Below are 12,394 nucleotides of genomic sequence, written 5' to 3'. Positions count from 1 at the left end.
AAGACGGTCTTGCCGATATCGATGCCAAGGGTTTTGATATCCATGGGATGGTCCTTCCTTGCGTTGCTGATGTGGGCACATCAAGCATCGCACACCGAAAGCCCGGTGGGGCGGGCCATCCCATTAGGCCTAACTTACGGCGTCGCTTGAAAAGCTGCACATAGTGCTGTTAGATCTTTCGATATCGTTCAGGTACAGAAAATGCCATCGCGAAAACAATGCCGTCAGCGAGAGTCGTCTGCAATCTCATAAAGATAGCGAATGCGAGCGCAGTGGCTTCGCCCAGTTCAGGTGAAAGCTGGGCGACTATAATTGCCTCCCGGACGCCCAGCCCCCCCGAAGCACCGGGCACAACATAGCCAATTAGCCAGGACATCAAATAAACCGCAGCGATGTAAAATAACTTGAGGTCACTGTCGCTGAGAATGGTTGAGGTAAAAGCGGCAACGAGTCCAACAGCCAGAAAAAACAGAAAGTTTAAAGCGAAGGCGGTCGCAAACGGGACTGTTGAGACTTGATCGCAAAACCTTGATAAACGGCCCAGGTTTCGATTGGCAAATTTCGGCCAGATATAAGGGAAGGCGCAGGCCATTCCAAGTAGGAGTATTGTAAAACAGAGCAATAGCTGGCTCTGAGCCGGGTTGATCAGGTTGATAGTGTTGTCAGGATGTGAAAAAACAGCGCTGGTCAGCAGAATAACGGAAAGAAGCGAAAAACCGATCTCCACGAAGGACGCCAAACCAAGTCTGATCTGGCTTTCGCCCAACGCCTTACCCAGTACCTGCCTGCCAACAAAATGCAGAACATTGCTAGGCAGATATTTGCCGATACTCGATCTTCCGTAGACACTGAAGACCTGAAGCGCCTGTCGCGGACTTGGCATTTTACCGAACAATAGAACGGCCCATGACAACGCCAGAAACAGAAAGCTTGCCGCATAGACGACACTCGTCAGCAGCAACGTACTCCAGACAGTTACGCCCCACTTAAACTCTATTAGAGATTGATAATGGTCAGCGAGCGCGTTTCCCAGATACCAGAGACAAAACGCGATAACGCCATACCCTAAGAGCCGCGCCGCAAGCTTTAGCTGTCTTTGGAACGGCATAAGACCATTGTCCATGGGAGCGGCCGGCGGATCTCAACCACTTCGAAGTGATCCTGAACAAGGGCAATGAATGCCTTGCTGCTCCATCGCTGAACGTGTCCCGGCGTATTTCCAAAATCGCTCCAGTATTTACCGCGAGCGAGGTTCATATAACTCCAAATCGGCTCTCTGGGCACGCTCAAGATGCACCACTGCTCACACACGTCGACCAGCTTCGTCAACGCAGCTTTAGGTTCCTCCAAGTGTTCGAGCACTTCACAACAAACGACCAGTTCGGCTGAATCGCTATCGGAATTCAGATCATAGATACTTCTCGCCGTGAACTCGATGTCATCGTTTTGCAGCTGTCGGGCCTGCTCGACAATCTGGACGGAGAAATCGCTCCCGCGCACCTTGCATCCATGGGCTCGAATGCGGGCACTGAGATGTCCCTCACCGCAACCGACTTCATGAACGTCTCGCGCGGCCGACAGCTTCAACAATTCATCAAAGCTGGCAAAAAAGCCCGAGAGAAGGTGTCGGGCAATTGGATTCTTCGACTCATATTTATTGTAAACGTTGCCGATTACTATTCCGTCTTCAACCGCGATCGGATTGTCGGATTTTGAAAGATCGGTTTTCTTCGTCATGCTCAAGCCTGTTTAAGTGAAGTTCGATACGACGCGTGCTTTCCAGCGTCCTCTCTATTAGCCGCCGGTTGAAGTTTATGAGATCGGCGGCCAGACCGATCAAAAACGTAACAAACCCGATCACAAGCAAGCTACTGCCAATCACCAGCGACTGGATATGTCCTACTCCGTCTCCAAGCGCAAAAGACACAACGAAGCGGACCAGTGGGAAAATGCCGATGAACGAAAGAACAAGACCGATGCCCACAAAAACGCGCAGCGGTTGATACATCGCATAAGTGCGGATCATGCTCATCGAAGACATTTTGATGAAGCCGGGTATCGAACGGAAAAGCCTAGAGTCCCGGGTTTTCGCGTTCACACCGACCGGCACCGACTCAATGGCCATACGTTTCTTGCCAGCCTGTATCAGCATTTCGATTGTGTAGCTGAACGAAGATACGATGTTTATTTTAAGAGCAGCTTCGCGCGAAATTGCTCGAAATCCGCTAACCGCGTCCGGAATATCCACGCCGGAGAGGTTTCGGACGACGAAGCTCCCGAAACGCTGGAGAAATTTCTTTGTAGACGAAAAGTGTTCAACCTCAGAGGTTTGCCGGTCTCCAACAACAACATCTGCCTTACCATCCAGAATTGGCCGAACCAATGCGGGTATGTCGCCCCCGGCATATTGGTTGTCCCCGTCAGTGTTGACGATTATGTCCGCCCCCAGCTCCAGGCAACGATCCACGCCCTTTTGGAAAGACCCCGCCAATCCGATATTTCTAGTGTTTTCAACTATATGGTCGACACCGATTTTTTTTGCGACTGCGACAGTATTGTCGTGAGATCCATCATCGATGATTAAAATCTCGACCTTTTCAATCCCCTCAATCTGCCTTGGAATATCGGCAACGGTTTGGGGCAGTGTATCTTCTTCGTTAAAACAAGGAATTTGAACTATTAACTTCATTTAAATGACCTAAATACTGGCGTCAACCTGCCGGGCATCCATGCACGGACATAAAAACGCTCTCGAATATTAGAGGCGACGCTGATCAAAACAGCTTTGGTCATACCGCGCACCTGGATCGGGTGCAGTTTATGCTATGTTTTCCGGTCTATTGTAAAGAAATATTGCGCCGCCGAAATGGGCGATACACTGCCGATGGGCGCTGGTGCTCATTTTAGAGATACTTCCGAAACGACAGCACGAAACACCTCTTATCTGCGCCGACGCTGCTGTCAATTGCCGTCTAGGAAGGCAAGCGCGCCCGGCCCCGCTAGGCCAGAAATCAACCAGCTCAAGTCACAAAAACTCAACAGCCAGGTGAGGTAACTGATTTGTTTGATTTTCGATCTCGCTTCACAGACACTCCGCAGCTGTTGGTTTTGCCGATTTGGAGAGTACCCGCGTGAAAGCAGCCGTTTGCCGGTCGTTTGGAGCCCCGCTCGTCATTGAAGAGATTGAGATCGCCGCGCCGCAGGCCGGGGAAATCAAGGTCAAACTCGCTGCCTGTGCGATCTGTCACAGCGATATTCTCTACGCCGAGGGGGCCTGGGGCGGCGAGCTCCCGGCGGTCTACGGTCACGAAGCCGCCGGTGTGGTCGAAGCGGTCGGTCCGGGCGTCACGACGGTGGCACCCGGCGACCATGTGGTGGTCACCCTGATCCGCTCCTGCGGACACTGTCACTATTGCGCACAGGGCGCGCTCGTAGCCTGCGAGACGACATTTCCGCTGGATGAGACCTCACCTCTCGCCTCTAAGAACGGAGAAGCTCTGGGACATGGGCTGCGGACCGGGGCCTTCGCGGAGTATGTTGTGGTCGAGGCATCGCAGGCCGTAAGCATTCCGAAGGATATTCCGATGGAATCCGCGTCGCTCTTGGCCTGTGGCGTGATTACCGGCCTGGGCGCTGTGGTGAACACTGCTAGGGTCGAACCCGGATCGAACGTAGTTGTCATCGGCACCGGCGGCGTCGGCCTGAACGCGGTTCAGGGTGCGGCCCTTTGCGGTGCGACTGAGATTATCGCCGTCGATCTGGCGGACGACAAGCTGGAGGCGGCGCTGAAGTTCGGCGCGACCTCAACAATCAATCCGGGCAAGGAAGATGTCGGCGAGGCCGTGCGCGCGAGGACCTCCGGCCGGGGCGCCGACTATGTCTTCGTCACCGTTGGCGCTAAAGCCGCATTCGATCAATCCTACAGCCTGATGGGGCCGACCGGCACGGTCGTGCTGGTGGGCATGCCCGCCAGCGGTGTCATGTCCGAGATTGATCCGGGCAGCATCGCTGCTTACGGCCAGAACATCATCGGCTCGAAAATGGGTTCGGCGCGAATCCAGATCGACATCCCTAATCTGGTCTCGCTCTATAAGCAAGGCCGCCTGAAACTGGATGAGCTGGTCACAGGCCGCTATGCGCTGGAAGACATCAACGAAGCGATTGATTCGGTCAAGCGCGGCGAAGCCCTGCGCAACGTCATCCTCTTTTAGAAATACAACACGCACGTCCGGGAAAAGGCGAAACGCGCATGAAGATCACCGACGTCAAAACCTTCGTGGTGGGCAATCCACCGCCCCATTTCGGCGGCAGATACTTTATCTTCGTCAAGCTGACCACCGACAGCGGCATCACCGGTATCGGCGAAGTCTATGCCGCCACTTTCGGCCCGCATGTTGTCGCGAAGATGATCGAGGACGTCTGCGCGCGTCACGTCATCGGGAGCGATCCCTTCAAGATCGAGAGGCTCTGGCGCAACGTTTACGGCGCGGGTTACACCCTGCGCCCGGACGTTTCGGTCATGGGCGTGCTCAGCGGGATCGAGACGGCCTGCTGGGATATCGTCGGCAAGGAACTGAACAAGCCGGTTTACGAGCTGCTGGGCGGTCAGGTGCACGAGCGTCTGCGCTCATATACCTACCTCTATCCCGGCGAGAACGAGACCGAGGACTTTTATCACGACGCCGACCGCTCCGCGGAACGGGCGGCGGAATACGTCGCCCAGGGTTTTACGGCGGTGAAGTTCGATCCGGCCGGCGCCTACACCGTCTATGACGGGCATCAGCCGAGCCTGGAGGACATCGCCCGCTCGGTCGAGTTCGTCAAAAAAATCCGCGAGGCCGTCGGCACTAAGGCGGATCTTCTCTTCGGCACCCACGGGCAGTTCACCACCTCCGGCGCGATCCGGCTGGCGCGTCAATTGGAGCCCTACGATCCGCTCTGGTTCGAGGAACCGACACCGCCCGAAAACCCGGCTGAGATGGCGCGGGTGGCGCGCCAGACCTCGATCCCCATCGCGACCGGCGAACGCCTGACCACCAAGTATGAATTCGCCCGCGTGCTCGAGAACCAGGCCGCGTCGATCCTGCAGATGGCGCTCGGCCGGGTCGGCGGCATCCTGGAAGCCAAGAAGATCGCAGGCATGGCCGAGACCTATTATGCCCAGATCGCGCCGCATCTTTATTGCGGTCCCATCGAAGGGGCCGCCAACATTCAGATCAGCGCCTGCACACCGAACTTCCTGATCCTGGAGAGCATCCAGACCTGGGGCGGCTTCCATTCGGAGATCCTGAAAAAACCGATCCAGTGGGAAGACGGCTACGTGATCCCGCCGAGTGAACCTGGAATCGGTGTCGAACTGAATGAAGAGGTCGCACTGGCGCATCCCTATGAAGGCAAGGCCCTACATCTTGAAATGTCAGAAACGCCCGCCACGCCCTGATGAAAGACACAGAAGGCGGTTGTTGGGAGAAGAAACACATGAAAATCGGATTTATCGGCCTCGGCAATGTCGGAGGCAAGCTCGCCGGAAGTCTGCTGCGCAACGGTTTCGATCTGACCGTGCGCGATCTGGATAAGGAAGCCGCGCAGCCTTTCCTCGACAAGGGCGCTCATTGGGCGGAGAGCCCGAAAGCCATGGCGGAAGCGGTCGACATGGTCATCACCTGCCTGCCCTCGCCCGCCATCTGCGCCGCCGTCATGGAGGCCGAGGACGGCATTCTCGCCGGGCTATCCGAAGGAAAGATCTGGGCCGAAATGTCCACCACCGACGAGAGCGAAGTGCGCCGCATCGCCGAGCGCGTGAAAGCGGTCGGGGCGGAGCCCGTCGACTGTCCGGTTTCGGGCGGTTGCCATCGGGCGGCGACCGGCAACATCGCCATCCTGGCCGGCTGCTCCCGCGAAACCTTCGAGCGCGCATTGCCGGTGCTCAAGGCTATGGGACGGCGCATTCTGCACACCGGAGATCTGGGTTCAGCCTCGGTTCTGAAGGTCGTAACCAACTATCTTGCCACAGCCAACCTGGTCACGCTTTGCGAAGCGCTGGTCACTTCCAAGGCCGCGGGCATGGACCTCAACACCGCCTATGAGGCCATCCGTATCTCTTCGGGCAATTCCTTCGTCCATGAGACGGAAAGTCAGGTCATCCTGAACGGCTCTCGCGACATCAACTTCACCATGGACCTGGTGGTGAAAGATATCTCCCTGTTCCAGGAGGTCGCGGAGCGGGCGAACGTGCCGCTGGAGGTGTCCCCGCTGCTCAAAAGCATCTTCCAGGACGGCGAGCAGCGCTATGGTTCGCGAGAGCTCTCGCCGAATATCATCCGACGCCTGGAGGAGGCGACCGGCCTGGATGTTCTCGCACCGGGCTTCCCGCCCGAGATGACCGACGACGAACCGGAAGAGGCCGGGTATGAGGTCAAAGTGCGGGGGCGCGAGGCCGCGTCTTGATGCGGCCGGCAGCCTTCACGCAAGCCGGCCAGATGGCCCTGAATGCGTAGCCTCCGCACACCGGTCGTTGCCGTAGCGGCGATGTTCTTTCTGAACGGCGCCTTCTTTGGCGGCTGGGCCTCGCGCATTCCCAGTATCAAAGAAGGCTTCGGCCTCTCCCCCGACGCGCTCGGCCTGCTTCTCTTACTTCTGGCCGCCGGGGCCATTGTCTCCTTTCCCTTTGCAGGCGCCGCGACCGATCGTTACGGCGCGGCCCGCGTCACCTGGTGGCTTGCGGTTTTTTATGCGGCTGCCCTCATGATGATCGGCGTGGCGCGGGAGATCTGGTTCCTTGCCATTGCTCTTTTCTTGTTCGGCGTTACCCATGGCGCGATGGATGTCGCCATGAACGCCTGGGGCGCCGAGGTTGAACGGCGGGCAAGGCGTCCCATCCTCTCCATGCTGCACGCGATCTTCAGCCTCGGCGCGGGCGTGGGCGCTGCCTTTGGCGTCGGCGTCTTGAAGTTGGATTGGTCCGTCACGCAGCACTTTCTGAGCTTCGCGGTTCTGGCCACCCTGCCCTGTATGGTTCTGGCCAATATCGATTGGACCTCCGACACATCCGCGAAAATAGGCGGCGGCAGGCTCTTTAACCTGCCGAAAGGCGTATTGATCCTGGTCGGCATCATCGCATTCTGCTCGGCGATGGGCGAAGGGGCTATGGCCGACTGGAGCGCCCTCTTCCTGGTGGAAACCGTCGCTGCAAGTGAAAGCCAGGCGGCGGCAGGCTACGCGGTCTTCTCGGTTGCCATGGTCCTTGCACGTTTGTTTGGCCATCGCGTGATCCAAAGCCTGGGCGCGTTCCGCACAACACAGCTCAGCGGTGTTACGGCATTCATCGGCATCCTGTTGGCGGTCTTCGGCACATCCGTTTTCGTTGTGCTCTGCGGATATGCCTTCATGGGGCTCGGCTTTGCCCTGATCATGCCGCTCGCCTTTTCGAAAGCCGCGAACGACCCCGATCAGCCCTCCGGAACCGCCATCGCCAGCGTGGCGACGCTCGGCTACGGCGGCTTACTGCTTGGCCCGCCCATCATCGGTTTTCTAGCGGAGCACACGTCCTTCGAGACCAGCTTTCTCCTGCTCGCGCTCCTGGCCGTAATGATTTCGCTCCTGGCAAAAGCCGTCGAGACAAAGCGCTAGCGCTTAAAGCAATACAAAAGCCGAAGGCCGGAGACTGGTTTGCCACTCTTTCCCGCAAACGGACTCTGTTCCAAAAATCTTACTCGCTAAAGGCAAAGCACCCTCATTCCAGGCCACCTTGTTCAGCGCGATTTCATCGCAGCGTCAGCGAGACACTGCCGGACATTCTTCCCGCCCTATAAAAGAACAGTCTGCGCCAGTACCAATATCGTAGAAATCCCCGCGTCCACCTGGGTTCTTAATTTCGGTAACGCCAGGGGATATGAAGAATGTAGCACTGTCTTTTCCGTGAAGCCCCTTTGGGAGGCGCACATTTTCCAAAATCACGTAAGTCTGAGATAATATCAGAGCCTGAGGGCGGGGCACCGGCGCTAGATGTCCCGTGGAGCTGCGCTCTGTCGCCGCTGCAAGCCATGCCTCAAGATCATCTCCATTGGCCTTCCGCAGTTTACCGCGCCGCACAAGCTCTTTGACCCCGGCCAGGCCATTCGGTACATCGAGCTTAACAACCCTGACATCCGACCGAATTTCTCCTTCTATGGCGGGGTGGGGCGCTACAACATCGGAAGGAACGGCCTTGGACTCATATTGCCCAGAAAAACGGTCAATTGGACGCCCAGTAACCTGCTCAACGCGACTATTGAGGTCTTCGAGACGCTTCCCACCCTGATGTGCAAATGCCCAAAGCTCACATTTAGAGTTACCGCGGGATTGATAACTTGAGATAATCGCCGGAGTATCCTTCGGCAGATTGGCAACCGCCTGTCCATGATATCCCAGCACCAAGACACCGCTTACCCTTGAGGCAAACGCAGGATCCATAACCCAGATGACCGGGTCGTATGCGGTCAACACCAAGAATACATCGTTGGCCTCGGATGTCATCCGAACCGCTATTTCACGTGTTTCATGGCCGGTACTATCATCGAGATCCCATGACGAGCGCACCCCGCCCTGGTAAGAACCGAAGGCGACGATCTCCGTTTCTTTAGAGAGCTTCATTCGGCACGCGCCGGACTTGACCGCAAGTGTTTTTGCAGGCTGGAGCTGCGCAGCCTTTGCTATCTGAGGAGAGGGTGTCGCGCGGGTTTCTTTTAACGAAAAGGTGGCAGAGGCTGCACCAGTCATAACCACCAATGCAAATATGGAGAATACAATCCGCATTTAGCTAAGTTCCATGAGATAATAAATTCTAGGTTGTATAGGTATTTGATAAGTCCTAACAATCCATTTAGAGATGTTTCCCACTCAGCATTATACCTTTCCTGTCAGAGTCCATGCCGACACGCTTCTCCCTCTCTCCACGCGTTCAGGGCCTGCTGCTGATGCTCGGCGCGGCGGCGTTGATTGCCGCCACGTCCCTGATGGCCAAAGCGCTCGGGCGCGGACTGGGCGGTCCGGAGCTTCATCCCGCGCAGGTTTCGGCGGGGCGTTTCTGCTTTGCCTTCGCCACACTGGTTCCGATCCTGATCTGGGTGCGCCCGAGCTTTCGCGCTGTCCCCTGGCCCGTGCATATCGGACGTTCGTTTTTCGGCTGGATTGGCGTCAGCTTCCTCTTTGCCGCCGCCGCGCAGATGCCTCTGGCCGATGCCAACGCCATCTCATTCCTCAGCCCGATCGTCACCATGGCACTCTCGATCCCTTTTCTGGGAGAGAAAGTCGGACCGAAGCGCTGGAGCGCGGCGGCGCTCTCGCTCTTCGGCGCGCTGGTCCTGACCCGGCCGGGTACGGAGGCCTTTCAGCCCGCCGCGGTACTGGCCTTACTGTCCGCCTTTTTCATGGGCATCGAGGTGATATTCATCAAGAAACTGAGTGACGGTGAACCGCCCCTGCGCATCCTGGCGATCAACAACGGCATTGGCGCGAGCATCTCACTGACCGTCGCGGCTTTCTTCTGGATCGCGCCAAGCCCGTCCCAATGGCTGCTGCTGGCCGCCCTGGGAATGACCATGGTCACGGCGCAGTTCTGCTTCATCCTCTCTATGCAGCGGGCCGACGCGAGCTTCGTCATTCCCCTGCTCTACGCAACGCCGGTCTTTGCGGCGCTCTACGACTTTGCCGTGTTCGATCAGCAGTTGACCGCGTTGAGTGCTGTGGGCGTCGCCATTATCATCACCGGCGCGCTCATCCTGGTCCGGCGGGAACGCGCTGCTAAACTTCGGGCGCAAGCGCGGAAAGACTAAATTTAGAGGCTTGAAGCCAGGCGTTAAGAGAGGTTCTTCGCCGCTGCCATGAAGGCCTGCGCCCGCGCCGCGATGTCTTCAACCGACCGGCCCGGCTTGAAGAGGGCTGAGCCGATACCGAAGCCGAGGCAACCGGCGTCCGTGTAGGCCTGCAAGCTGCCCGGTTCGATCCCGCCCACTGCAAAGAGCGGAACTTCCGGCGGCAGGATCGCGCGCATCGCCTTGGCCCCCACGGTCCCGATGACCTCGCAGGGGAAGAGCTTGAGCGCTTTCGCACCTGCGTAAGCTGCGGCGAAAGCCTCGGACGGCGTCATGCAGCCGGACATGACCGCGATGTTCTTTGCAACGGCGGCCTTGATCACGGCGGGATCGCTGTTCGGCGTCACGATGTAGGTCAGGCCGAGTTCACTCAGGGCCTCCAGCTCGGAGACCCGCGTCACGGTGCCGGCCCCGAACTTCGCCCTGCCCGCATGGTTCTCCTGCAGAAGCTTCAGAGTGACATGCACGTCGGGTGAATTCAGAGGCACCTCGATCCAGGTCATGCCCGCGTCGATCAGGGCCTCGACAACGCCCGGCGCTTCCTCTGGCGTGATGCCGCGCAGGATTGCCACCAGATAGGGGGCGCCTTCTTTGAAAAACATGCTCATTTTCTCCAGTTCAAATGTCCAGCAGTTCCGAGGCCTGCAGCAGCCCCGCGATCACCGCGGTATCGCCGTCCAACTCCTCAACCCTCACACCAGAGTGGTGCAAGGCTGTCCGGTAGAGCGGGACCAATCCATGGGCACCGACGATCACGATAGGTCCTGGCGCCCCGACTCCTGGGCTAAACCTCGGCAAGGCTTCGCGAATTTCGAAACCGATCAGCAGGCCCGACAGGTACCCCGGACTCTCCGCCTTCGTCATGAAACCCGCGAGGACATCCGCGCGCGCCGAGAAGAGCGAACCGGTCAGGCCTTCCGCGGCCTGAGCCACCCGCAAACCGCGTTCAAAGCCCTCGGGCAGAGCTGTTTCCGCCTCGTCACCCGCCTGTTCCATCAAACGCCCCAAAAGCGAATGACGGATCAGAACGCTGTAAAGCTCGCCGGTAAAGTAGGTTGCGAAGTCCGCGCAGCGACCGGCTTCGACACGCGCCCACTTGGCGTGAGTGCCCGGCAGACAGAAGGTGGCATCGCTCCGCTTCAGATGCCGCAGGGCGCCGAAGATTTGCGTCTCTTCGCCGCGCATCACATCGGCTTGCATCAGCTCACCCCCGAGACGCCGGTGACGGGTCAGGCCGGGCAGGATAAAAACCTCCCGCCCCGCCGCAGAGGTTACTTTTTGCGCGCCCTTAGGCAGGTCCGCCGGGGCCGCCGGGCAGGTCACGTAGGGCACTTCCGTCCAGCCGTTGATGCTTCCGACCATGCCGCAGAGCACGGCGGGCGCTCCCCTCAAACGCTCGCTCCAGGGGGCCGCCAGTTGGTCCAGAAGCGCCGGCATATCATCGGGCGGGACACTCAGGATCCCCTGATCCGACGCCTGACGTTCCAGGATTTCCCTTGACGCATCGACCAGAAAGGCGCGCAGGTTCGTGGTGCCCCAATCAACGAGCAATCGCGCGCCGGTTTCCGTCATCTCAACTGTCCCGAATTAGGATCTGTCAGAGCTCTGTATTTAGACCCAGCCGCCGTCGACAATCAGGCTTTGCGCTGAGCACATGCTGCTTTCGTCTGCGGCAAAAAACAGCGCGGCATTTGCGATATCTTCCGGCTGAACGCGGCCTTTCAGGCACATCTGTTCGTCCATTTGGCGTTCTCCCGCCTCATCGACCCAAAGTGCAAGCTGACGCTCGGTCATGACCCAGCCGGGCACCAGGGTGTTAACACGGATCCCGTGCGGCCCGAGATCACGGGCGAAGGAACGGGTCATGCCCTGTACAGCCGACTTGGAACTGGTGTAGCAGGGCATACCACCCTGGGCGAGCATCCAGGACACGGACCCGAGATTGACGATCGAACCGCCGCCGGCCTCGATCATGCCAGGCGCCACGGCCTGAATCGCAAAGAAGAAATGCCGCAGATTGACCGCAACCCGGTCATCCCAGTATTCGGGCGTCACGTCGCGCCAATCGTGCCGGGTATCGTTTGCCGCGTTGTTGATCAAGGCTTCGAAAGCTCCGGTTTCCTTGGCCAGTTCGGCAATGGACTCGCGCAGGGCTTCGATATCCGTCAGATCGCACCTGGCAAAGACAACCATTGAACCGGTCTCTTCGCGCAGATCGGCCGCGAGCTTTTCTCCGGCTTCACCGTCCAGATCCAAAAATGCCGTTTTCGATCCCTGACGGGCGAAAGCCTCAACCATGGCCTTGCCAATGCCCGACGCACCGCCGGTGATCAGAACAGGTTTTTCTTTCAGGCTGTGAAACGACGCAGCTTTCGACATCTTTTCCGGACCCTTCCGGCCGCGCGTGTCAGCGGCTGTTTGTCGCAGCGCCAAAGCGTGCCGCGACCGTTAAGAGATTTTGCAACAATGACACTCTCCGCCGGAGAACTCTAGAGTGCGATGGCAAGCCAGCGCTGCGCCTGGCGCACTCGCCTCACAGTCTC

Annotated in this window: 12 protein-coding genes; 5 read left to right on the top strand and 7 right to left on the bottom strand. The window is 58.2% G+C overall.

Features of this window, described 5'->3' with window-relative positions; all coding sequences use genetic code 11:
• Nucleotides 1-169: 169 nt before the first annotated feature.
• Genes FKG95_RS26155 through FKG95_RS26145 form a run of 3 tightly spaced genes read right to left on the bottom strand, consistent with a single transcriptional unit; the run spans nucleotide 170 to nucleotide 2,689 of the window.
• A complete protein-coding gene (locus FKG95_RS26155; RefSeq protein ID WP_142899399.1) occupies nucleotides 170-1,108 on the bottom strand; it encodes a hypothetical protein in 939 nt (312 codons plus the stop codon).
• Complete coding sequence (locus FKG95_RS26150) at nucleotides 1,087-1,737, bottom strand: class I SAM-dependent methyltransferase (protein ID WP_142899398.1); 651 nt, start codon at nucleotides 1,735-1,737, stop codon at nucleotides 1,087-1,089. The genes FKG95_RS26155 and FKG95_RS26150 overlap by 22 nt, the downstream gene beginning before the upstream one ends.
• A complete protein-coding gene (locus tag FKG95_RS26145; RefSeq protein ID WP_142899397.1) occupies nucleotides 1,688-2,689 on the bottom strand; it encodes a glycosyltransferase family 2 protein in 1,002 nt (333 codons plus the stop codon). Before FKG95_RS26145 ends, FKG95_RS26150 begins: the two co-directional genes overlap by 50 nt.
• A gap of 442 nt (nucleotides 2,690-3,131) precedes the next feature.
• Between FKG95_RS26145 and FKG95_RS26140 the strand changes: the two genes are divergently transcribed.
• From FKG95_RS26140 to FKG95_RS26125, 4 genes are read left to right on the top strand one after another with little or no spacing between them, the layout of a single operon-like run.
• Nucleotides 3,132-4,211: a Zn-dependent alcohol dehydrogenase gene (locus tag FKG95_RS26140; RefSeq protein ID WP_142899396.1), complete on the top strand. Its 1,080-nt coding sequence runs from the start codon at nucleotides 3,132-3,134 to the stop codon at nucleotides 4,209-4,211.
• A gap of 38 nt (nucleotides 4,212-4,249) precedes the next feature.
• Nucleotides 4,250-5,440: a mandelate racemase/muconate lactonizing enzyme family protein gene (locus FKG95_RS26135; RefSeq protein WP_142899395.1), complete on the top strand. Its 1,191-nt coding sequence runs from the start codon at nucleotides 4,250-4,252 to the stop codon at nucleotides 5,438-5,440.
• Between the two features lie 38 nt (nucleotides 5,441-5,478).
• Entirely contained in the window at nucleotides 5,479-6,447 is a 969-nt protein-coding gene (locus FKG95_RS26130) for an NAD(P)-dependent oxidoreductase (RefSeq protein WP_142899394.1), read from the top strand.
• A 42-nt stretch (nucleotides 6,448-6,489) separates the two neighbouring features.
• On the top strand, nucleotides 6,490-7,629 hold the full coding sequence (locus FKG95_RS26125) for an MFS transporter (RefSeq protein ID WP_142899393.1): 1,140 nt from the start codon (nucleotides 6,490-6,492) through the stop codon (nucleotides 7,627-7,629).
• A 144-nt stretch (nucleotides 7,630-7,773) separates the two neighbouring features.
• Here the strand turns inward: FKG95_RS26125 and FKG95_RS26120 are convergent, their stop codons facing one another.
• Nucleotides 7,774-8,793 carry a hypothetical protein gene (locus FKG95_RS26120; RefSeq protein WP_142899392.1) on the bottom strand — a complete coding sequence of 340 codons (1,020 nt, stop codon included), beginning with the start codon at nucleotides 8,791-8,793 and terminating at the stop codon, nucleotides 7,774-7,776.
• 113 nt (nucleotides 8,794-8,906) lie between these two features.
• Between FKG95_RS26120 and FKG95_RS26115 the strand changes: the two genes are divergently transcribed.
• A complete protein-coding gene (locus tag FKG95_RS26115) occupies nucleotides 8,907-9,812 on the top strand; it encodes a DMT family transporter (protein WP_142899391.1) in 906 nt (301 codons plus the stop codon).
• A 23-nt stretch (nucleotides 9,813-9,835) separates the two neighbouring features.
• Here the strand turns inward: FKG95_RS26115 and FKG95_RS26110 are convergent, their stop codons facing one another.
• The 3 genes from FKG95_RS26110 to FKG95_RS26100 are packed head-to-tail and all read right to left on the bottom strand — an operon-like array spanning nucleotide 9,836 to nucleotide 12,230.
• Nucleotides 9,836-10,453, bottom strand: a complete 618-nt coding sequence (locus FKG95_RS26110) for a 2-dehydro-3-deoxy-6-phosphogalactonate aldolase (RefSeq protein WP_218940374.1) — start codon at nucleotides 10,451-10,453, stop codon at nucleotides 9,836-9,838.
• Nucleotides 10,454-10,469: 16 nt separating this feature from the next.
• The gene (locus FKG95_RS26105; RefSeq protein ID WP_142899389.1) at nucleotides 10,470-11,423 is read right to left on the bottom strand and encodes a 2-dehydro-3-deoxygalactonokinase; all 954 of its coding nucleotides are present in this window, start codon (nucleotides 11,421-11,423) and stop codon (nucleotides 10,470-10,472) included.
• Between the two features lie 39 nt (nucleotides 11,424-11,462).
• On the bottom strand, nucleotides 11,463-12,230 hold the full coding sequence (locus FKG95_RS26100; RefSeq protein WP_142899388.1) for an SDR family NAD(P)-dependent oxidoreductase: 768 nt from the start codon (nucleotides 12,228-12,230) through the stop codon (nucleotides 11,463-11,465).
• Nucleotides 12,231-12,394 lie beyond the last annotated feature (164 nt).

The sequence above is a fragment of the Denitrobaculum tricleocarpae genome, assembly GCF_007004665.1.
Lineage (GTDB): Bacteria > Pseudomonadota > Alphaproteobacteria > Kiloniellales > Kiloniellaceae > Denitrobaculum > Denitrobaculum tricleocarpae.
This window is presented reverse-complemented; position numbering and strand designations above follow the sequence as displayed.